Origin of the sequence: Pseudoalteromonas sp. SG45-1 (genome assembly GCF_014164135.1) — a bacterium.
GTDB lineage: Bacteria > Pseudomonadota > Gammaproteobacteria > Enterobacterales > Alteromonadaceae > Pseudoalteromonas > Pseudoalteromonas distincta.
On the sequence record NZ_JACJEP010000014.1, the window covers coordinates 59,076 to 81,543 of the forward strand.

22 protein-coding genes are annotated in these 22,468 nt (G+C 39.9%); 17 read left to right on the forward strand and 5 right to left on the reverse strand.

What is annotated here, in order from left to right; translation table 11 throughout:
- Window positions 1-37 precede the first annotated feature (37 nt).
- Window positions 38-610, forward strand: coding sequence for a toxin co-regulated pilus biosynthesis Q family protein (locus H5117_RS12885; RefSeq protein ID WP_002961954.1), 573 nt, complete (start codon window positions 38-40; stop codon window positions 608-610).
- 56 nt (window positions 611-666) lie between these two features.
- On the opposite strand, the gene glnE is transcribed toward H5117_RS12885, so the two are convergent.
- Complete coding sequence (gene glnE / locus H5117_RS12890; protein WP_182738234.1) at window positions 667-3,462, reverse strand: bifunctional [glutamate--ammonia ligase]-adenylyl-L-tyrosine phosphorylase/[glutamate--ammonia-ligase] adenylyltransferase; 2,796 nt, start codon at window positions 3,460-3,462, stop codon at window positions 667-669.
- A gap of 77 nt (window positions 3,463-3,539) precedes the next feature.
- On the opposite strand from glnE, the gene H5117_RS12895 reads away from it, so the two are divergent.
- From H5117_RS12895 to ruvX, 6 genes are all read left to right on the forward strand, one after another.
- Window positions 3,540-4,433 carry a hypothetical protein gene (locus H5117_RS12895; protein WP_002961952.1) on the forward strand — a complete coding sequence of 298 codons (894 nt, stop codon included), beginning with the start codon at window positions 3,540-3,542 and terminating at the stop codon, window positions 4,431-4,433.
- 65 nt (window positions 4,434-4,498) lie between these two features.
- A complete protein-coding gene (locus tag H5117_RS12900) occupies window positions 4,499-4,999 on the forward strand; it encodes a hypothetical protein (RefSeq protein ID WP_082007357.1) in 501 nt (166 codons plus the stop codon).
- 68 nt (window positions 5,000-5,067) lie between these two features.
- Entirely contained in the window at window positions 5,068-5,802 is a 735-nt protein-coding gene (gene rsmE / locus H5117_RS12905; protein ID WP_002961950.1) for a 16S rRNA (uracil(1498)-N(3))-methyltransferase, read from the forward strand.
- Between the two features lie 54 nt (window positions 5,803-5,856).
- A complete protein-coding gene (gshB, locus tag H5117_RS12910) occupies window positions 5,857-6,807 on the forward strand; it encodes a glutathione synthase (RefSeq protein ID WP_154903711.1) in 951 nt (316 codons plus the stop codon).
- A gap of 115 nt (window positions 6,808-6,922) precedes the next feature.
- Window positions 6,923-7,480 (forward strand): YqgE/AlgH family protein, encoded by a 558-nt coding sequence (locus H5117_RS12915; protein WP_002961948.1) that lies wholly within the window; start codon window positions 6,923-6,925, stop codon window positions 7,478-7,480.
- Window positions 7,481-7,517: 37 nt separating this feature from the next.
- Window positions 7,518-7,967 (forward strand): Holliday junction resolvase RuvX, encoded by a 450-nt coding sequence (gene ruvX, locus H5117_RS12920; protein ID WP_002961947.1) that lies wholly within the window; start codon window positions 7,518-7,520, stop codon window positions 7,965-7,967.
- A 74-nt stretch (window positions 7,968-8,041) separates the two neighbouring features.
- On the opposite strand, the gene H5117_RS12925 is transcribed toward ruvX, so the two are convergent.
- Window positions 8,042-9,178, reverse strand: coding sequence for a PilT/PilU family type 4a pilus ATPase (locus tag H5117_RS12925; protein ID WP_024596219.1), 1,137 nt, complete (start codon window positions 9,176-9,178; stop codon window positions 8,042-8,044).
- Window positions 9,179-9,187: 9 nt separating this feature from the next.
- On the reverse strand, window positions 9,188-10,228 hold the full coding sequence (locus H5117_RS12930) for a type IV pilus twitching motility protein PilT (protein WP_039488318.1): 1,041 nt from the start codon (window positions 10,226-10,228) through the stop codon (window positions 9,188-9,190).
- A 2-nt stretch (window positions 10,229-10,230) separates the two neighbouring features.
- Between H5117_RS12930 and H5117_RS12935 the strand changes: the two genes are divergently transcribed.
- The 8 genes from H5117_RS12935 to H5117_RS12970 all read left to right on the forward strand — a co-directional run bounded on the left by H5117_RS12935 (window position 10,231) and on the right by H5117_RS12970 (window position 17,267).
- A complete protein-coding gene (locus H5117_RS12935; RefSeq protein WP_182196817.1) occupies window positions 10,231-10,944 on the forward strand; it encodes a YggS family pyridoxal phosphate-dependent enzyme in 714 nt (237 codons plus the stop codon).
- A 17-nt stretch (window positions 10,945-10,961) separates the two neighbouring features.
- Entirely contained in the window at window positions 10,962-11,783 is an 822-nt protein-coding gene (gene proC, locus H5117_RS12940) for a pyrroline-5-carboxylate reductase (protein WP_002962567.1), read from the forward strand.
- 26 nt (window positions 11,784-11,809) lie between these two features.
- The gene (locus tag H5117_RS12945) at window positions 11,810-12,343 is read left to right on the forward strand and encodes a YggT family protein (protein WP_002962568.1); all 534 of its coding nucleotides are present in this window, start codon (window positions 11,810-11,812) and stop codon (window positions 12,341-12,343) included.
- A gap of 60 nt (window positions 12,344-12,403) precedes the next feature.
- Window positions 12,404-12,856 carry a DUF4426 domain-containing protein gene (locus tag H5117_RS12950; RefSeq protein ID WP_182712847.1) on the forward strand — a complete coding sequence of 151 codons (453 nt, stop codon included), beginning with the start codon at window positions 12,404-12,406 and terminating at the stop codon, window positions 12,854-12,856.
- 4 nt (window positions 12,857-12,860) lie between these two features.
- On the forward strand, window positions 12,861-13,460 hold the full coding sequence (locus H5117_RS12955) for an XTP/dITP diphosphatase (RefSeq protein ID WP_039488314.1): 600 nt from the start codon (window positions 12,861-12,863) through the stop codon (window positions 13,458-13,460).
- Window positions 13,457-14,593, forward strand: coding sequence for a radical SAM family heme chaperone HemW (gene hemW / locus H5117_RS12960; protein ID WP_002962575.1), 1,137 nt, complete (start codon window positions 13,457-13,459; stop codon window positions 14,591-14,593). The genes H5117_RS12955 and hemW overlap by 4 nt, the downstream gene beginning before the upstream one ends.
- Window positions 14,594-14,672: 79 nt before the next feature.
- Entirely contained in the window at window positions 14,673-16,508 is a 1,836-nt protein-coding gene (locus H5117_RS12965; protein ID WP_182738236.1) for a DUF885 family protein, read from the forward strand.
- A 90-nt stretch (window positions 16,509-16,598) separates the two neighbouring features.
- Window positions 16,599-17,267, forward strand: coding sequence for a hypothetical protein (locus H5117_RS12970; RefSeq protein WP_002962577.1), 669 nt, complete (start codon window positions 16,599-16,601; stop codon window positions 17,265-17,267).
- On the opposite strand, the gene H5117_RS12975 is transcribed toward H5117_RS12970, so the two are convergent.
- Both H5117_RS12975 and H5117_RS12980 read right to left on the reverse strand, forming a co-directional pair.
- Window positions 17,250-17,693 carry a hypothetical protein gene (locus H5117_RS12975; protein WP_182738238.1) on the reverse strand — a complete coding sequence of 148 codons (444 nt, stop codon included), beginning with the start codon at window positions 17,691-17,693 and terminating at the stop codon, window positions 17,250-17,252. The genes H5117_RS12970 and H5117_RS12975 overlap by 18 nt on opposite strands.
- A gap of 321 nt (window positions 17,694-18,014) precedes the next feature.
- Window positions 18,015-18,731, reverse strand: coding sequence for an SIMPL domain-containing protein (locus H5117_RS12980; protein ID WP_182671393.1), 717 nt, complete (start codon window positions 18,729-18,731; stop codon window positions 18,015-18,017).
- A gap of 114 nt (window positions 18,732-18,845) precedes the next feature.
- Between H5117_RS12980 and H5117_RS12985 the strand changes: the two genes are divergently transcribed.
- Together H5117_RS12985 and H5117_RS12990 are read left to right on the forward strand one after the other, a co-directional pair.
- Complete coding sequence (locus H5117_RS12985; RefSeq protein WP_182738240.1) at window positions 18,846-21,515, forward strand: bifunctional acetate--CoA ligase family protein/GNAT family N-acetyltransferase; 2,670 nt, start codon at window positions 18,846-18,848, stop codon at window positions 21,513-21,515.
- Window positions 21,515-22,468, forward strand: coding sequence for an ion transporter (locus H5117_RS12990; RefSeq protein ID WP_182712851.1), 954 nt, complete (start codon window positions 21,515-21,517; stop codon window positions 22,466-22,468). The genes H5117_RS12985 and H5117_RS12990 overlap by 1 nt, the downstream gene beginning before the upstream one ends.

The following is a 22,468-nucleotide window of genomic DNA, read 5'->3' on the forward strand; positions in this document are numbered from 1 at the left end:
ATAACAATAATAGGAACAAATAAGGTGGGTAATAATCATGTGGTTTTGGATTAGACATTTATCATTTGCAGCCGTGCTAATAGCACTCGCCGTATACTTCTTAGTGGGTGATGGTTCTGTATTTGATATTAAAAAATCTAAAAATGCAGCCGCCGAAGGATTATCACGCTTTTACTCCTCCATTCGTAACCAAGTAAAAAGTAATAAAGAACGAGATCAATTTGTTTTAAAACTTAAAACACCAGAACAAACCTTGGATAGAGTATTGGCTGAACGTGCGCGAACAGTAGATCCAATGCCTACAAATTGGACTGGAGAAGTTGAACCTAGGCGCTTTGAAAATGGCACAACTCTTAAAGATGTACTTAATCAATATGCTAAAAACGAGGGGATTGAGCTCTACTGGTACTTAAGTAAAGATTACGTAGTTAAAGATCATTTTAGAGTAGACAGTAACTTTACTTCAGCACTGTACCAAATTGGGCGCGCTATAAATGATGACTTTGAGCATGAGGTTTATACTTACTTTTGCCATAAACAAAGAGCAGCGGTTATTACCGAGTTACCATCAGAATTTGTACGTACAAACTGTTTAAAACTAAAGGTTTAAGGGTTTACACATACAAAAACCCAAGCAAGCGCTTGGGTTTTTCAGTTCAATTCAATTCAATTCAATTCAAAAATACTATTCCAAATATTAGTTACGTTAGTAATATCTTGTAAAAACGTTTCTCGCGGGATCAATTTGCCTTTTTGCTCCAAGCTCAACACGTGATAACACGAGCGATAATCAATATACGCTTTTATCAACTGCTGCTTTTGCTCTTTAGTAATACAACCTATATTTGCCGCATCCGTTAATATTCTTACGTTATCTGAGTAAACTGTAAGCTGTTCAAACTCGTTTGCGTGTTTAAGTACTAAATATTGCGTAATAAACTCAATATCAGCCATGCCACCAACATCTTGTTTTAAATCAAATTTCTCAGCATTTCCCTTCGCTAGATGGTCGCGCATTTTTTCGCGCATTTTTATTACATCAGCTTTTAGCACGGTATCATCGCGTTGCTGGCAAAGTATATTTTTACGAATTTGTGAAAAACGATCTATCAGATCGTTTTGACCTAAAATTAATCGAGCCCGAACAAGTGCTTGATGCTCCCACGTCCATGCTTGAGTTTGCTGATAGTGATTAAAGCTCTCTAAATTGATAGCCAATAAACCAGAGGCTCCTTCAGGACGTAATCGTGTATCAAGCTCGTATAAAATGCCCGATGCAGTACGGGTATTAAATAAATGCATTAGGCGCTGAGCGAGCTTTAAATAAAACTGGCGAGAATCTATCGGTTTTTCACCATTAGTTAAGCTTGAGCCATCATGATTATGCACAAACACCAAATCTAGATCTGAGTCGTACCCGACTTCTAAGCCACCTGTTTTACCATATGCAATAACAGCAAAACCTTTATTTTCATCATCTGTGCCAGGGGGCATACCAAAGCGCTTAACAGTGTTATGCCATGCAATATTAACAGCTTGGTCAACAATCGCCTCTGCCAGTACGGTTAAATGATCGCTTACTTTCATTACGTCAAGAACACCGGTTGCATCGGCGGCAGCAATTCGTAATTGATGCGTTTGCTTAAATTGCCTAAGCGACTCCATTTGCAGTTCTAAATCGTCATGCTCTATTCGTAAAAAATACTGTCTTATTTCATCTTTATACGCTGTGAGCGGGGTTGGCTTATAAAGAACTGCGGGGTCTATTAGTTCATCAAGTAATATGGGGTAGCGAGAAATATGCTCCCCTATCCATTTGCTATGACAACACAGTAAAACAAGTTGCTTTAATGCACCTTGGTTTTCGTAAAGCAATTCTAAATAGGCAGTACGCGAAATTATCTTATTAAAAATTTGGCAAACCATTGTGAAAGCTGCTGCACTGGCATTAAAGTCATTTAATTGATTTAGTAAAACAGGCATTAACTTATCAAGAGTGTCACGCCCTCGGTTACCTATATTTACCTTAGACAGCCTTAATTTAAAATCGTTAAGGGGTGCTTGCCATTCATCTCTGGCCTCTTTTAAAAAGCTCACATCACCATGATCCCAAGCACTAATAAATGCGCCTTCACAGGTATCAAGTGGCACGGTTTCCTCGCCAATCACAAGTGCAAACTCACCGTTAACTTGTTTCATCACCTTTTCTATAGTGTTTAAAGTGGCAGAAAAATCAGCTTGTTCTAATAATAAATTTAAGCGCTGCTGATTCAATTCATCATCGGGGAGTGTTTGCGTTTGCTGATCGTCAAATATTTGAAGGTACTGCTCAACTTTACGTAAATAAAGGTAATTGCGCCTCAGCCCGCTTGCTTCTTGCTCATCTATAACTTGGTTAAGTGCCAACTCATTTAATGCTTTGAGTAAAGATTGGGTTTGTAAATTAGCCTCTCGCCCACCTCTTACCATTTGCAGGGCTTGCACTATAAATTCAACTTCACGAATACCACCAGCGCCTAGTTTTATATTATTAGTTAAGCGTTTACGGCGAACCTCTTGTGCAATCATTAACTTCATTTTACGCAAGGATTCAATCACCGAAAAATCAATATACCGGCGGTAAACAAACGGCTTTAAGAGCTTAATAAATTCATCCCAATACTTATTAGGAGTGCCAATTAAGCGCCCTTTTAACATGGCGTAGCGTTCCCAGTCGCGCCCTTGTTCTTGGTAGTAATCTTCAATGGCATTAAAGCTCATAACCAAAGGGCCGCTTTCGCCAAACGGGCGTAGGCGCATATCAACTCTAAATACTTGCCCATCACCGGTGGCTTGGTTAAGTGCTGCAATCAGTTTTTGTGCAACTTTGGTATAAAACACTTGGGCCTCAAGGCTTCTGCGGCCACCTTGGGTTTTTGTGCTGCGCGGATACGCAAAAATAAGATCAATATCAGAGGAATAATTTAGCTCCTGTCCGCCAAGCTTCCCCATCCCCAATACCATTAGCGGCATTGCTTGGTTTTGCTCATCAAGCGGTTCACCATTTACTTTTGCCACCTGTGCATGCGCCCATTGGTTGGCGCTATTAATTAGCATGTCAGCCAGTTGGCTTATATAATTAATACTATCGGCAATGGGGTTATTACAGCATAAATCTAAAAAGGCGACTTTAAGCCAGTACTTTTCACGATATTGACGAAGTACTTTATGGCACTGTGCTTCATCAAGGTCAGCTAAATCCAGGTTTTTAAAAGGAGAGTCTATTACTCTATTTTGTATTTCGTCTTTGCATAATAGCCAGGTATTTAAATCAGGTTGTGACTCTAAACTGCGCCAAGCAAAGTCGCTTAATGCTAATAACCTTACAACTTCACTTTGTTTACTTTGCTGCGGGTATAACTGTTCAAAGCGCATCAAGCCAAGTTTTTGTAATTGAATAGGAAGTTGCTTTACGTTACTCATCAATCCTCTCTTTTATATCATCAATAACCGTACTAGAATGATTAAAACCTAGAAAGGTTAACTTAATTAGGATCACCATGTCATATTTGTCTTTATCTAACACTAGTTTTATTGCGATTGCCATTAGTTTTGCGGTTATTTGCATAACTATTTTTTGTTTACGAGTTGTCACTCAAATCAAAGCAAAACAAGCGCTTAAAGATGAGTTAGCGCAACACGACAACTTTGCCATGGGTATTAGTTTTGCATCTGAAATATCGGTTGTTATAGCCACTATAGCCTTTTTATTTGACGAAATAAGCGTAAGCACTGCACAGTCAAACCCGTTAAAAGTATTAATTATTATTGTTCTCTTATTCACTTTTATAAAAGTGGGCCATTTAATTCACAGAAAATGGATACTCCACAGATTTAATGAAGAAGCTGCCATACTAAAACAAAATGTATGTGCTGCATTGGTAGACTCAGGAATGTTAATCGCTAACTGTATTATTGCACTGGGCTTGTACACGTGGACCCACACGCAAGGGTTTAGCAACTTACTTATTGCTTGCGTTAGCTTTTTTACACTTCAGGGGATGTTTGCACTTGATAGCAAAATACGAGAACACCGTTTTGCAAAAGCAAACCAAGGTGCGTCACTACAAAGTAACTTTAACCTAGAAAATACATCTATTGGTATAAGATATGCTGGAAAATCAATTGGCTTAGCGTTGGCTGTATATGCTGGTTTATCTAGCGCAGCATTTCAAAACGGTAAAATGGTTGAAAACATATTTACACTTGTAATGCATTGCGGTGTAATGTGGATACTACTTTACGGCTTAACGTATGTGATAAAAGTTATCTCTTTACCAAATATTGATACGGCTCTTGAAATAGACCATCAAGATAATATTGGGGTAGCATGCATAGAATTTGCTGTTTTTTGTGCTATTGGTTATTTACTTATTAGTATGTTTTCTCTTTAGACCTTTTTTACTGAAAATACAGCAATTAAAACGTCTGCATTTAAGTAATAATGGTAATTACTTAGATGCAACAAGGTCCTAGCTCTATGCCGCCTGAAATAACGAACTATTTGTTAATTGACATAGACAACGAATTTAGCCGCGCATTTGCCGAATACTATGTAAATAGTAATGGCATAACAAAAGCGAGTACACTTATTGCTGCAGGCAGTAATACCCGCCAATTAGTAAAAATGATGTTTGACGAGCTTATTAAAGACTACAGTTATTGCGATCTTGAAAACGAAATAAGCGTTTCTGAGTTAATTAATTATTTAAAAGATCATCACGATTTACACGGAGTCCTTTTCAATAGCACCGATTATTTACTCGCAAGTGATAAGCAGCGCTTTATTTATAACTCCTTACATGAAGAACGCTTTTTAATAAATCTTGATGATACAGGCTATACACTCAGCCGGGTTACCGACGAGACGTTAACGGAACCTTCGCAAAATCATCACGATATAGCGCATACCCCACAAGATTTAATAGATCTCGCCGAACAACTTAATAAAAATAAATAATTGCGCACAGCCCCCAGCTTACTTACCATAGCAATATATATTTTACGCTATGTAGTAAGTGACGCCCTATGCGAGTTCCTCATATTTATCAAACATCGAGTATTGCCCTAAACACCCCTGTAACTTTAGATGACGATGCTGCAGGGCATATTGGCAGAGTGCTGCGCATGAAAGTAGGCGAGCATGTATCTATTTTTAATGGCGAAGGTGGCGAATACCTTAGTGAAATAATTGAGGTAACAAAAAAAACAGTCGTCGTAATGCCATTAGAACTTAACCCTCACGATGTAGAATCTCCACTTAAAATTCATTTAGGTCAGTGTGTATCCCGTGGTGATAAAATGGATTTTACAATTCAAAAGTCAGTTGAACTAGGTATTACCGAAATCACCCCTATTTTTAGTCAACGCTGTGGTGTGAAACTAATGGGCGATCGTCTTGAGAAAAAACACCAACAATGGCAAAAAATTGCAATTGCTGCGGCTGAGCAGTCAGGGCGTAATTTTGTGCCAATTATTCACCCACCTATAGATTTAAAACAATGGCTTGCACAACAAACCGATGCAATTAAGCTCACTCTTCACCCTCGTGCTGAGCACAGCATTAAAACCATTACGGTACCTAAAGATGGCGTACGCTTTTTAGTAGGCCCAGAAGGTGGCTTTACCGACGATGAAATGGCACTAACCAAACAACTAGAGTTTGTAGATATTCGCTTAGGCCCGCGCGTTTTACGAACGGAAACAGCCGCTTTAACGGTCTTAAGTGCATTACAACTTCAATTTGGCGATTTAGCTAATTGAAATAACTAAAAGCACCCTCATATAAACAGTAACATTTATAGTAAGGCACAGCGCATGGCAATTAAGTTAGGTATTATTTCAGATCCTATTAGTGGATTTAACATCAAAAAAGACACCGGTTTTGCAATGATGATGCAAGCGCAAGAACGTGGCTACGAAATTTATTATATGGAGATGGACGATTTATCTCTTCGTAAAGGCAAGTCGTACGCTACAGCGTCTAAAGCGCAAGTGTTTAATAATGCAGAAAAATGGTATGAGCTTGAAGAAAAAGCCACTATAGCCCTTGCCGATCTTGACGTAATTTTAATGCGTAAAGACCCTCCTTTTGATACTGAATACATTTACGCGACGTATATTTTAGAACGTGCTGAACAAGAAGGTACGTTAATAATTAACAAGCCACAAAGCCTTCGCGATGCTAACGAAAAGCTGTTTACAGCATGGTTTAGCGAGCATACGCCAGACACACTTGTTACACGTAGCCAAAAACAAATTCGTGAATTTTTAGCACAGCATAAAGACATTATTTTAAAGCCGCTTGATGGCATGGGTGGCGCATCGATTTTTCGCATCAGAGAAGACGATGCCAACATTGGTGTAATTTGTGAAACGTTAACCGAGCACGGCAGCCGCTTCGCAATGGTGCAAAATTACATTCCAGAGATCAAACAAGGCGATAAGCGCGTACTAGTAGTTGATGGCGAAGTTATTCCATATTGTTTAGCGCGTATACCACAAAATGGTGAAACACGCGGTAATTTGGCTGCAGGCGGTCGAGGTGAAGCCCGTCCACTTAGCGAATCAGATTTAAAAATAGCGCAAGCTGTTGCACCAACGCTCAAAGAAAAAGGCTTAATATTTGTAGGTTTAGATATTATTGGCGATAAATTAACTGAAATTAACGTAACTGCACCAACGTGCGTACGCGAAATTGAAGCTGCTTATGATATTTCTATCACAGGTATTTTATTTGATGCAATTGAGCGTAAATTAGGTAAGTAATTACCACAATAAAAAGCCCATTAGTTTAAGCCTTTCATGCAATTAATGGGCTTTTTATGTCAATTTAAATAACTATGCCATACTCAAAGTTCATTAACTAAAAAGGGTGAAATCTATGCAGTCATTAGAAAATCATTTTTTAATCGCGATGCCGTCAATGCAAGACCCTTTTTTTAAACGTGCTGTTACCTATATTTGTGAGCACAATGAAGATGGGGCTATGGGCTTGGTAATAAACCAACCTATTGATGTTACTGTTGGCGAACTTTTAGATAAAATAGAAATTGATAACGACAAAACGCAAAACGCAGCAAAAGTAAGTGTGTTTGCAGGTGGACCCGTTAAAACTGACCGTGGTTTTGTACTGCACTCTCCCCAATCGGGTTATTCAGCAAGTCAAAAACTCAGTAGCGATATTATGATCACTACCTCAAAAGACGTTCTAGCAAACTTAACCACTGCACAAGCACCAGAGCAGTTTATTATTACACTTGGTTATTCAGGCTGGGAGCAAGGACAACTCGAACAAGAGTTACTTGATAACAGCTGGTTGATCATAGAAGCCGATCCGAAGATCATTTTTGATACCCCCGTTGAAAAACGATGGGAAAAAGCAGTTTCAATGTTGGGCTTTGATATTAGCCAACTCAGCCCTGAAGCTGGTCACGCATAATAGTAACTAACCCTTAGCAAACTTAAACAAGATACACATGACAAAAAAATCGCTTAAGCCGCAAGGCGAACGCACTGTAATGGGCTTTGACTTTGGCACCAAAAGTATTGGTATTGCTATTGGGCAAGAGTTAACCGGCAGTGCGTCTAGCCTTAAGGCTGTAAAAGCACAAGATGGCATTCCTAACTGGGACCATATCGCCGTACAAGTAGCCGAGTGGCAGCCTGACTTAATGGTTGTTGGTTTACCACTAAATATGGATGGAACATCACAAGAGGTTACCTTTAAAGCAAAAAAGTTTGCCAACAGATTGCATAATCATTATGGCATTCCTGTGCAAACACAGGATGAGCGCTTAACGACAGCGGATGCTAAAGCGCGACTTTTTGAAAGTGGCGGCTATAAAAACTTAGGTAAAGGTAACGTAGATAATATGTCTGCGGTTATTATTTTAGAAAGCTTTTTTGAATCTAGTTACGGTGAATAAACTGGCTATATAAACAACCCTTAATACAAATAAAAAAAGCGCCAATTGGCGCTTTTTTATTAATTACTTTTAAATTATTGATCGCTATTTTTATCATCAAGGCCATCAATAGTAACGCCCTGTAAAAAGCCCGCACCTTGTTGTTCGTTATTGCGCAGTTTTATCATTAAGCGTAAATCATTTGGCGAGTCAGCATGGTGCAGTGCATCAGCGTAGTTAATTCGCTGCTGTCTGTACAACTCAAATAACGCTTGGTCAAAGGTTTGCATGCCCATTTCTTTCGACTTAGCCATTGCCTCTTTAATTCCGCCAATATCGCCATTTTTAATCAGTTCAGCGACCATTGGTGAGTTAAGCAATATTTCAATAGCTGCAACACGGCTTTCACCATCAGCAGTCGGCACTAATTGCTGAGCAACAATGGCACGTAAGTTAAGTGCTAAGTCGTACTTAAGCTTATCGTGTTTTTCTTTTGGTACTAAATGCATAATACGGTCAATCGCTTGGTTCGCATTATTAGCATGTAGTGTTGCAACACACAGGTGCCCGGTTTCAGCAAAGCTTAGGGCGTATTCCATCGTTTCTTGCGATCGAATTTCACCAATCAAAATAACATCTGGAGCTTGGCGTAATGAGCTTTTAAGTGCCGACTCAAAGCTTTCTGTATCAAGTCCTACTTCGCGCTGAGTAATAATACTTTTACGATGCTCATGAACAAACTCAATCGGATCTTCAATGGTCAGTATATGACCTCGTTGATTACGATTTCGATAACCAATAAGTGCAGCTAGTGAGGTCGATTTACCCGTGCCTGTACCACCTACAAACAAGACAAGACCGCGTTTAGACATAATTACATCTGTCAGCGTAGACGGCAGACCTAAATCACTCACATCAGGAATTTGCGTCACAATACGGCGAATAACCATACCTGCTCTATCGCGCTGCCAAAAAGCAGAAATACGAAAACGCCCTTCGTCGGTAGCAATCGCAAAGTTACATTCTTTCGTTGTATGAAATTCTGCTTTTTGCTTTTCGCTCATTGCAGATTCTACTAACTCAAGCGATTGCTCATCAGTCAGTCTATCGTCACTGAGAGCTGTTAGTTCACCGTTTATTTTTGCACTTACAGGTAACTGACTCGATACAAATAGGTCAGAACCCTTTTTCTCAATCATTATGAGTAAAAAGTCGTTTAAAGATAAAGCCATAATAATTTCTTACCCACCAAATTGTGTTTTGTCTTGCGCTTTTTCTTTCGCTGCCGCATTTGTAACAATACCGTGATTAACTAAATTAGTTAAACACTGATCCATTGTTTGCATGCCCACAGACGCACCGGTTTGAATAGACGAATACATTTGTGCAATTTTATCTTCACGAATTAAGTTACGAATAGCAGGGACTGCAATCATAATTTCGTGTGCTGCAACTCGCCCACCACCAATTTTTTTAAGCAGTGTTTGTGAAATTACCGCACGTAAAGATTCAGATAACATTGAGCGCACCATAGCTTTTTCTTCACCTGGGAATACATCAATAATACGGTCAATAGTTTTTGGTGCAGATGTTGTATGTAGCGTGCCAAACACTAAGTGACCCGTTTCGGCAGCAGTCATTGCAAGACGAATTGTTTCTAAATCACGTAACTCACCCACAAGTATTACATCAGGGTCTTCACGCAATGCACTACGTAGCGCGTTTGAAAAGCTATGTGTATCGCGGTGAACTTCACGTTGGTTAATTAAACTTAATTTATTATCGTGAACAAACTCGATTGGATCTTCTATTGTTAGAATATGGTGATGTTTATTTTGATTTATATAATCGACCATAGCGGCAAGTGTTGTTGATTTACCTGAACCCGTTGGCCCTGTTACTAACACGAGTCCACGTGGGGTATCAGAGATTGTTTTAAAAATATCTGGCGCACCTAAATCATCAAGCGTTAACACTTCACTTGGTATGGTACGAAATACCGCAGCAGGCCCGCGATTAGAGTTAAACGCATTCACACGAAAACGTGCTAAATTAGGCACTTCAAACGAAAAATCCACTTCGAGGTTTTGTTCGTAGTCCTTGCGTTGATTATCGTTCATAATATCGTAAACCAGACTGTTTACGTCTTTGTCTGCAAGGGCTGGTATATTAATGCGGCGAACATCACCGTCTACGCGTATCATAGGTGAAACACCCGACGATAAATGTAAATCGGATGCTTTGTGTTGCACACTAAACGCTAATAATTCGGTAATATCCATTTATGACTCCACAACTAACTGATAAATATATGGTTACAATAGCAGAACGACTCACATCCGCCTACGCTAGAATTGCAGACGCGGCAAAAAACACACAGCGAAACACTAACGAAGTTACTCTACTAGCAGTGTCTAAAACTAAACCAAGCGAAGATATTATTGCAGCTTATGAGCATGGTCAGCGCGAATTTGGTGAATCTTATGTTCAAGAGGCTATAGATAAAATAGCTCAACTACAGTCATATAGCGACATCATTTGGCATTTCATTGGCCCTATTCAATCAAATAAAAGTGCATTAGTAGCTGCTAACTTTGATTGGGTGCAAAGTGTTGATCGCATAAAAATAGCAAAGCGATTAGATTCCCAGCGCCCAGACGATAAACCACCTCTTAATATACTTATTCAAGTAAATATAAGTAATGAGGAAGCAAAGTCAGGTTGCCGCCGTGATGAAATAGATGAACTTGCCAATTTTATTAACCAATGTGAGCACTTAACACTTCGAGGTTTAATGGCAATTCCCGCTAAAAGCGACAAACTGGATACGCAAATTCAATCTTTTGAGCAATTACAAACTTGCTTTGATAAACTAAAGACCCAATATCCTCAAGTAGATACTTTGTCGATGGGTATGAGTAACGATGTTGAAGCTGCCATTAGCGCAGGCTCAACCATGGTAAGGATCGGCACAGACATTTTTGGAACACGAACTTAAAAGGTGATAACAGATTTATGTCAGATAAAAAAATCGCATTTATAGGCACAGGTAATATGAGCTACGCCATTATTGGTGGCATGGTAAAAAACGGCTTTAACGCAAGTAACATAATTGCGACTAACCGCAACCAAGAAAAGCTTGAAAAGGTAGCATTTGATTTCAAGGTGCAAACCACCAGTGACAATAACGAAGCCCTGCGCGATGCTGATGTAATTGTTTTGTCTGTTAAACCACAAATGATGGGCGATTTATGTAAATCGTTTCAAGAGTCGGGCGTAGATTTTAGCGATAAACTGTTTATTTCTGTTGCGGCGGGCTTAACTGTAAAACGTTTACGTGAAATGCTAGGCCAAGACGTTAAAATGGTACGTTGCATGCCAAACACGCCATCTTTATTAGGTCGCGGAGTATCAGGTTTATATGGTGCGGGCGAAACACAAAGCGAACACGAATTTGTACAACAAGTTTTTGAATGCACGGGCATTGTTGTATGGGTGGAAAAAGAGTCACAAATTAACGATATTATTGCTGTAACCGGCTCATCACCTGCTTACTTTTTCTTATTTATGGAAGCCATAGAAGAAAAAGCAAAAGCGCTGGGCTTTAACGATGAAGACGCTCGTCGCCTGGTACAACAAACAGCCCTTGGCGCTGCCGAAATGGCACTTAGCCAGCCTGACATTAGTATTTCGCAACTACGTTCAAACGTAACATCTAAAGGCGGCACTACTCACGCAGCTGTTGAGCACTTAAAAGATGAAGGCTTAACTAAAACCGTTGGCGATGCAATGGATGCGTGTATTGCGCGTGCAGAGCAAATGGAAAAAGAACTTTAAAACCACTTTTTATTGAAGGTTACACTATGAATGCCATGCAATTTTTAATCAGTACCCTGTTTGATTTGTTTTTAATGGTGGTATTACTGCGCTTTTGGCTGCAGTGGGCAAAAGCCGACTTTTACAATCCAATGAGCCAGTTTGTGGTTAAAGCCACTTCGTTTGCGGTAAAACCACTGCGTAAAATCATTCCGGGGTTTGGCGGACTTGATCTAGCATCTCTGTTGCTGGCATTTATAGTGGCTGTAGCCAAAATTAGTACTTTAATGCTTGTTATATATAATGCGTGGGCAATACAGCCTGTGCTTATTCAAGCACTTATAACGGTACTAAAAGAAGGCCTTAATTTAGTATTTTGGGTACTTATTATTCGCGCTATTTTAAGTTGGGTTAGCCAAGGCTATAACCCTATAGAAGCGGTTTTCCACCAGCTTACTGAACCAATGCTAAAACCAATTCGTAAAATATTGCCATCAATGGGTGGCTTAGATTTATCAGTTTTAGTGCTTATTATTGGTATTCAGTTTTTGCAAATGCTGCTTATGGATTTTTTAGTCTAATATGGATTTTTTAATTAGAGGCCCAAAGGCCTCTTTTTTATATGTTTTGAGGAATACATAATGAACCGTTTAATTAAGTTTTGTTTTATTGCTTGTTTAGCATTTGCATTTAACGCGCAAAGCGAAGAAATGCAGGGCGCACAATACAAAGAGCTTGGCCCTTGGCAAGTGCATTACATCGCCTTTCCTTCTACTTTTATTCAGCCAAAAATAGCAAAAGCGTACAACCTTGAGCGCAGTGGCTACAAAGGGGTTGTAAACATTTCTATATTAAAAAATGATGCCGATAAAACAGCACAAACGGCACAAACGGCAAAGCTTACAGGCACAGCTAAAAACCTACTTGGCAACAAACAAACGCTTACTTTTAAAGAAGTAAAAGAAGGTGAGTCAATTTATTACCTTGCCCAAGTTGATTACACCAACGAAGAGATTTTACGCTTTGAGATTGAAATACAACAAAGTAATCAATTTCAAAAATTACAGTTTCAGCAAAAATTTTACGTAGATTAATAACATGACCAAAACTTTAGTACTTGCTACAGGTAACCCTGGCAAAGTAAAAGAGCTAGCTAACATGCTAAGCCCTTTGAATATTAATGTAGTTCCACAGAGCGATTTTAACGTAGGTGAAGTTGCCGAAACCGGCACTACCTTTGTTGAAAATGCCATTATTAAAGCGCGCCATGCTGCTAAAATTACTGGCATGCCTGCTATTGCCGATGACTCAGGTTTGGAAGTTGATGGCCTAAATGGCGCACCCGGTGTTTACTCAGCCCGTTTTGCAGGCCCAGGTGCCAGCGATCAAGATAACATTGATAAGTTACTCGTAGATTTAGGTGATAACCCTATTCGCAGTGCACGTTTTTGGTGTGTACTGGTGTTAATGCGCCACGCAGACGACCCTACTCCGCTTATTTGTAGTGCTAGTTGGGAGGGCGAAATTACGCTCACTCAAAATGGCAACGGTGGATTTGGTTACGATCCTGTGTTTTTTGTAGCAGAGAAAAATTGTACGAGTGCTGAGCTTACAAAAGAGCAAAAAAATGCAGTGAGTCATCGCGGACAAGCGCTGCAAAAATTATTACTAGAACTACAGCAAAAAGGCGGCCTGTGAACCTTCCACCACTGAGCTTATATGTGCATGTGCCTTGGTGCGTGCAAAAATGCCCGTACTGCGATTTTAATAGCCACGGACAAAAAGGTGAAATACCTGAAGCTGAATATGTTCAACACTTAATTGATGACTTAAAAGCAGATTTGCACTTAGTGCAAGGACGTAAAATTCACAGCATTTTTATTGGTGGCGGCACACCAAGCTTATTAACTGGTGCAGCTTATACCCGTTTATTAAATGAAGTCGACAACCTAATTGGGCTTGAAGAACACTGCGAAATCACCCTTGAAGCCAACCCTGGTACAGTAGAAACAGGTCGCTTTAAAGATTACGTAAAAGCAGGCATTAACCGTATTTCTATCGGTGTGCAAAGCATGCAAAACGACAAGTTAAAAGCACTTGGTCGGATTCATGGCAGCGACGAGGCAAACTATGCCGCGCAACAAGCTAAAGAAGCCGGTTTAAATAGCTTTAACCTTGATTTAATGCATGGCTTACCTGGGCAAACACTTGATGATGCTCTGAGTGATTTAAAACAAATAATAGCGCTCGATCCACCGCATATATCTTGGTATCAACTAACTATTGAACCCAATACTCAGTTTGCTTCAAAGCCCCCTACCTTGCCACAAGATGAAACACTGTGGGACATTCAAGAACAAGGGGTTGAGTTACTCGCGCAAGCAGGTTACGTGCAATACGAAATATCGGGCTATGCAAAACCGGGCTATCAATGCCAACATAACTTAAATTATTGGCGTTTTGGCGATTATCTCGGTATTGGCTGCGGCGCACATGGTAAGGTTACTGATGCAAATACAGGGCTTATAACGCGTACCGAAAAGGTTAAACATCCACGCGGCTATATGGATTTAATTAAACCATATATGTATAAAAGCTGGCATGTAGAGCAGGACGATTTAGCGTTTGAATTTTTTATGAATCGCTTTCGCCTTGTTGAGCCTTGCCCAATTAATGATTTTAATAAACTAACAACACTGCCGCTGCAAAGTCAGCAAAGTGCATTAAACCAAGCAATAAATAAAGGTTTATTGACTCAAACAGACAGCCATTGGCAGGTAACCTTAAAAGGTCATCGCTTTTTAAATGACCTGCTAGAATTGTTTGTGTAGCGCTAAGGCACTGCACAACAATATAAAACTAATAAATATAAATCACCCTAATGGGTTTCTAACAACAAAAGGGAAAACAATGCGTAAACTCACTTTTATTGCGGCCGCAGTAAGCGTTGCACTACTTGCTGGCTGCCAGCAAACAACACAACAATCTACTTCAGCCCCTATTGCACAAGCAGTTCAATCACAACAAAGTGAAATAGACAAAGCCAATGCATTTTTTGAAGATACATTTAACCGCGATGTAATGAGCAGCCCTGTATATCAAACATACATGGGGATTAAGCAAGATTACGATAAATGGGACGATGGCAGCGAAGAAAGAAAGCTTAAAGATTTAGCACAAACAAAAGCTGACCTAGTTGCATTAAAAGCAATTAATCGTGATCTATTAGATGATGCAACAAAAGTTAGCTACGACTTAAAAAAACAGGATCTTGAAAGCTCAATTGCTGACTTTAAATGGCGCTACCATAATTACCCTGTGAACCAAATGTTTGGTACGCATTCTATGATCCCTGCGTTTTTAATTAATCAGCACTCAATTAGTAATGTAAAAGAAGCTAAAGACTACATTTCACGCCTAAATGGTGTAACTGACGTTATTGATCAGCTAATTACTGACTTAGAAACTCGTGCTGATAAGGGGATTATTGCTCCTAAATTTGTGTTCCCGCATGTTATTGATTCAAGCAAAAACATTATTCACGGTGCACCGTTTGAAAAAGGCGATGATTCTACATTGCTTGCCGACTTTAAACGCAAAGTAACAGCGCTTGAAATTAGCCAAGACGAAAAAGACTCGTTAATCAGCGATGCATCAGATGCATTAAAATTGGCTGTTAAACCATCTTACTCTAAGCTAATTAATTACCTAGCGCAGCTTGAGAAACGTGCTGATGATCGCGATGGCGCATGGAAATTACCAGATGGCGAAGCGTTTTATAACAACGCACTTAAGCGCACTACAACAACAGATTTAACGGCTAAAGAAATTCATGCAATTGGTTTATCTGAAGTGACACGTATTCATGATGAAATGCGTGAAATTAAAGATAAAGTAGGCTTTAAAGGCGACTTAAAAGCGTTTATGCAGTTTATGAAAACTGACAAACAATTTTACTACCCTAATGATGCACAAGGTAAGCAACGCTACCTTGATGAAGCCACTGGACTTATTGATACAATGAAAACACGCTTAGATGAGTTATTCATTGTTAAACCAAAAGCTGATTTAAAAGTAAAAGCAGTTGAAGCATTCCGTGAAAAAGCTGCGGGCAAGGCATTTTACCAACAGCCAGCTCCAGATGGTTCACGCCCAGGCATTTACTACGCTAACCTTTATGACATGGAAGCTATGCCAACATATCAAATGGAAGCACTTGCTTACCACGAAGGTATTCCGGGTCACCACATGCAAATCGCTATTTCGCAAGAGCTAGAAGGCGTTCCTAAGTTCCGTAAATTTGGTGGTTACACAGCGTATATTGAAGGTTGGGGTTTATACTCAGAGTTCATTCCTAAAGAAATGGGCATGTACTCAGACCCTTACTCAGATTTTGGTCGTCTTTCAATGGAGCTATGGCGCGCATGTCGTCTAGTGGTTGATACGGGTATTCACGCGATGAAGTGGACTCGCCAAGAAGGTATTGATTACTACGTAAATAACACGCCTAATGCAACATCTGACGGTGTTAAAATGGTTGAGCGTCACATTGTAATGCCTTCACAAGCAACGGCTTATAAAGTGGGTATGCTTAAGATTTTAGAACTTCGTGAAGACGCTAAAAAGCAACTGGGTGATAAGTTTGATATTCGCCAGTTCCACGACGTAGTGCTTAAAAATGGTCCTGTACCACTAAATGTACTAGAGAACTTTGTTAATGAATGGGTAGCAAGCAAAAAAGCTTAAAACCAATTTAAACAATTGCTTTAAATATGAAAGGTCGCATTTGCGGCCTTTTTTGTTTTATAGTAGTAAAAAAGATTTTTGGAAACAATAATGGATTTAAGCATACAACTACTTAATGCGCGTATTTCAAAGCAACAGTTAAATGAGCTCGATAACGACTTTAAGCAGTTAAGCCCTGCTCAGCAAACTTTGCAGCTTAACCATTTATATGACAGCGCCCAACGGTTAAGTGTTAAGTATGACTTTATGCAAAACATAGCAACGCGGATATTAAGCTCTAACACAGCGCCTTCTCCATTTATTAATCAACTCACTAATATTGACGCATTGAGCTTTTTTACCCCTGCGCTGAAAGTAAATAAAGGCTTTTTAGTACAAGATACACAAGGAAATAACGTACTGCACAATGTGTTTAAGCATGCCGATGCTACAAAGCTGCCATTTAACTATGTGCGCTCTTTGATGTTGTTTGAATCAAATGATGAGTTAGCTAAAGCGCTGGCGCAGCCCAACTCTCATGGCTTAACACCGGTTGCCTGCTACATAGCCTATGCAAATAAACCTAGCACACCGGTAAAGCATGAATTTTCAGCTTTGTTAGCATTAATGGAAATAGAGCAAAAACAAAATCCTAACGCTAAACAACAGCTTGCCAACGTAATAAAAGGGCAAAAAGTTAACGAGACCACAATTTTACTGAGCGCCGCTTACTTGCAACGCTCAACGGCGCAAGTTGCTCACTTAATCAAGGCGCTTTAATTCACTCACAACTTCTGTACGCACTCTGTCTATGGCATGTGTAATAGATTGCGCAGCACTTTGGTGATCAACCATATTTGGCCAATTTGTTTGCCAGACCTTTTGTAAGTCTTTTGTTTTTAAATGTACTTCATCAACGGCTAAGTAGTTTAAGTCATGAATTAAGTTAACTTTAACCCAGCCTTTTCTGGGGCTGCCATCTATTTTGTTATTATCGTAATGTGCCGCAAATACAATAAGCTCAAGCTCGGCTAGTTCTTGTAAGATTTGAAAGCTAGCAATGCGTGTATTGTTGTTATCTTCACTTGCCTCCATCTGCCATGCATTATAACTAAAGCCTATAAACGCAAATACTACGCTCGCTATAGCAGTGAAAAAATACGAACGGGGCGCCAGTACAAACTGACCATATTTAGACTCTGACATATTATTTCCTAGAGCCTGTTTATCTTTCGAGGTTAAATTTTCAGCAGTATGTTTGGTATTTAGGCAAGGCAGAGCCTATGCAGTGTGGTTATTTCCCATAAATAGGCGATAACGTGGAATAAATGCCAAACATACGCTGCCCGAAGGGTTCTACCTAGGGGCAATTTACTCTTTGTTGCCTACATGGATGTAGGTAAGGGGCGTGAGCAGGACGCGGAAGCTTTGCTCGGTTTTTACTTAGCCCACTAGGTTACAAACCTCACGCCGCGATTAAATCGCCCCTAGATTGAACAAATTTTAATCCTGAAAGGTCAACAGGCCCTAGTCATTTAAATAATATTCAACACTGGTTACCACTCTTATATTTTTTATTTGCGGTGTGTTTGAATCTCGATTACTGATACTAAATTGCCCTTGGCGAGCTGTTTTTATTTTGCCTAATTTTGAATTAGAGTCTTTAGCAAATTTATTAGCGACTTCACGCGCTTTTTCAGTTGCTTCTTGCACCATCGCAGGCTTTACATCATTGAGGCCAGTAAAGATGTATTCAACTTTTGTTTCGTAGCTATCCTGCACTATTGCGATATCTTGTTTAGCAAGTTGGCTTACTTTACTCAGCGCGTTTTGCACTTTATCTGGCGCAGCAGAATAAACAATAATATTTGAGCGCACTATGTATCTAAATTGTTGATTTTCATTACTGTATTCACGTGCTTGCTTATCAATAACTGACTGGCTACCTATTGTTATTTCATCGTCGTCAAAACCATGGAGTTTTAAAAAAGCAGTTACCGCATCATTTTTTTTCTCAACTCGGCTTACTAATTTTTCAAGGTTATTGTCGGCATCACTAAATTGCAGAGGCCAAATTACCGTATCGGCTATTACTTCTCGCTCGGCCAATCCCTTAACCTGCACAGTACGTTCCATCCCTTTCACACTCAAAGCGGTACTTTTTAAAATAAACCCTAAGCTAATTAAGCCTATACTTAAACAAATAGCCGCTATAACAATGTAAAAACCGGGGTTTTTATTCACAATAATCTCCTTGATTGATATCAATAATAAGCATCGAGACGCTCGAAATAACACAGTAAACAGGGTACATTGAGACAATAAATAACGCAAAATTTAATCAGCCTAGGAAAAACCATGAGCCTTAAGCGTATAACCCAATTTTTTAACCCAAGCTCAGTGGCCGTTATTGGCGCCTCTAACATATCAACTAGGGCTGGTTTTGTGGTTATGCGCAACTTACTTCAGGGCGGTTTTAAAGGGCCGATAATGCCTGTTACTCCAAGCCATAGCGCAGTACATGGCGTACTTGCTTACCCCTCTATTGCTGACTTACCAAAAGTACCCGACCTTGCTGTTATTTGTACTAACAAAAACACCTTAATTGATATTATTGAGCAGCTTGGAGAGCTTGGCTGTAAAACCGCTATTGTTATTGCCGATGGGCTGTCTGGGGAGCAAAAAAGCGCGCTTAAAGCATGCGCTCAAGCCAAGCAAGTTACTTTGCTTGGACCCAACTGTTTAGGCTTGCTGATCCCTCATATTGGGTTAAATGCGAGCTTTTCACATACCGTGGCAAGCCCAGGTAAAATAGCATTTGTATCGCAATCAGCAGCAGTATGCTCAACCATTTTAGATTGGGCTAAAAACAAAGAAATTGGCTTTTCATATTTTGTATCGGTAGGCGATTGCCTTGATATAAACTTTAATGAACTACTCGACTTTTTAGGTCGTGATGCTAAAACCAAAGCTATTTTACTCTACATTGATAACATTGAGGATATTCGTGGTTTTATATCAGCAGCAAGAGCTGCGGCTTTTAGTAAGCCTGTAATTGCGATTAAAACAGGTAAAACAAGTGCAGGCGCACTTGCAGCCGAAATTCACACCGGCGGTAAGCAAAGCTCTGATGCTGTTTACGATGCGTTATTTCAACGTGCAGGTATGCTGCGCGTAAATGATTTACGGGAGCTATTTGCAGCGACACAAACACTTGCCATGCATCCAAAATTATTAAAAGTAGAGCAGCTGACTATCTTAACTAATGGTGGCGGCCCGGGAGTTATGGCCGTTGATGAGCTTATTCAAAATTCAGGAAAGTTAGCAGAGCTAAGCATTGAAACTCGAAATGCGCTAAATAAAGTCATTCCACAATCAGAAACCACCTCAAACCCTGTGGATATTTTTGGCGACTCAGCACCTGCGCGTTATAAGCAAGCATTAGAAATTTTACTGCACGCAAAAGAAGTTAAAAACTTACTGATTATCCATACTCCCTCAGCGCTTGCGCCCAGCGAAGACTACGCCAACATTATTGTAGAAACCTTACAAACATTACCTAAAATGGCGCGCCCTTACGTTATAACTAACTTTATGGGTGAGGACGCATCTTACGCTGCCAGAAAAGTGTGCTCAAACAACGCAATACCCACTTATAGAACACCAGAGGGTGCTGTAGGCGCGTTTATGCACTTGGTAACGTATCGTCGTAACCAAAAGCATTTAACGCAAACACCCGAGTCGAACACTGATGACGCTAAAATAAATAAGGTGGCAGCTAGAACCCTTATTAATGAGTTTTTAGATGATGGACAAAGCTACTTACCTACTCATCAAGCAAGCCAAGTATTGAACCACTATGGTATTAAATGCATTCAAACTGAGGTCGCTTACACCCCAACAGAAGCCAAAGAGCAAGCCATAGAGCTTGGTTTTCCAGTCGCATTAAAACTGATTAGTCCAAGTATTGCCTCAAAGTCTGAAGTAGGTGGGGTGGTGCTTAATTTAAACGACGCCAACGAGGTTGAACAAACTGCTTTTGCGATGCTTATCCGTATTAAAAACACTTATCCGGATGCTGTTATTGAAGGGTTTTCATTACAAAAAATGGCGCCGCGAGCAGGGGCAAATGAGCTGCGAATTGCAATTAAAACCGAGCCTAATTTTGGCCCAGTTATATTATTAGGTGAAGCAGGCACCGGCCTTGAATATGCACAAGCCGCCGTTGCTCTGCCTCCACTGAATATGAACTTGGCAAAGTATTTAATTGCCGCAGCGCACGACAAAGGCGTATTAAAGGAGCGCATACTCCCCGAGAAAGTTGATAAGTATCGTTTATGTGCACTGCTAACGCGTATTTCTCAGTTAGTTATTGATCAACCCGATATAAGCTCAATGGAACTAAATCCTATACTTGCCAGCAATGGGCAGTTTTTAGTGCTTGATGCCACTATGACACTTAACCGCTATCAAGCTCAGAGCAATCGTAAGCGCTTATCTATTCGTCCCTACCCTATTGACCTTGTTGAAGTGGTAACACTTAAAAATAACACTCAAGCTACGCTCAGACCGATAAAACCGGAAGATGAACAAGCTCATAAAGTATTTGACGAGTCACTTAACAAAGAAGACAGATATAAACGCTTTTTTGGCGAGCTTCCACAGTTTAACCACGATCAACTCGCTAAAATGACGCAAATTGATTACGACCGTGAAATGGCGTTTATTGTGTGCCAACGCTTTGAAGGTAAAACCCGTACACTGGGTGTGTCTCGCGTCATTATGGACCCCGATAACCTACATGCTGAGTTTGCTATTGTAGTACGCTCAGACTGCCAAGGCTTAGGGCTTGGTCGTATACTAATGAGCGCTGCAATTAATCACTGTAAACGTCAAGGTGTGGAGTCGATTGAAGGCATAACCTTACCAGAGAATACAGGGATGATCGAACTTGCCCGTAAGCTAGGTTTTAAAATTAGTCGCGACTTTGAAGAAGGCAGTATTAACATGGTACTTAAACTTAAATAATGAATGAACCGCAAACGTTACGCCAAAAAATGGCTTGCCTGTTTGAAGGTACAGGTCAATATCAACGCTCAGGGCATATTCTTGATATTGCGCTCATTAGCATAATAATGATTAACGTTGTAGCCATTGTTATTGAGTCAATCCCAAGTGTGGCAGAGCAGTATTACAACGAATTCTTAGTTTTAGAAATTGTATCGGTCGCTATTTTTGCTATTGAATACTTAGCCAGGCTTTGGGCCTGTGTAGATAAAACACAATATGTAGCAATGGAAGGCTCGAACAGTAAACGCAGATTAAAGTATTTTTTATCACCACTTGCGTTAATCGACTTAATAGCGATTTTGCCAAGCTTAATGATGTTTTTATTTCCTCTCGATTTACGTTTTTTACGCATACTCAGATTATTAAGAGTATTTAAACTCACTCGCTACTCACGCGCCATGCAGCTACTTTTAAAAGCCTTTAACGATGAAGGTAGTTCATTAATGGCTGCTTTTTTTATAATGGCCGTTGTGCTTATTTTAGCTTCATGCGGAATTTATTTAATTGAGCACGATATACAACCCGATAAATTTGGCTCTATTCCTGCGGCTATGTGGTGGGCAATGGCAACACTAACGACCGTTGGTTATGGCGATGTAGTACCTATAACGCCATTGGGTAAGTTTTTCGGTGGCGTTATCACACTACTGAGCATGGGTATGGTCGCTATTCCTACCGGATTACTGGCGTCTAGTTTTTCAGAACAGATACGTAAACGGCGTCAGTTTTTTGAAGACGCAGTGCACGAGTCAATTCAGGATGGCACACTTAATGATACCCAACAAGTACACCTAGAAGAGCTACGCCATAAGTTAGGCTTGAGTAAACTAGAAGCTAATAAGGCCATTAAAACGCAGTTAAATGAGCATAACAGCCATTTGTTTTGCAGACACTGCGGTAAAAGGCCTTAA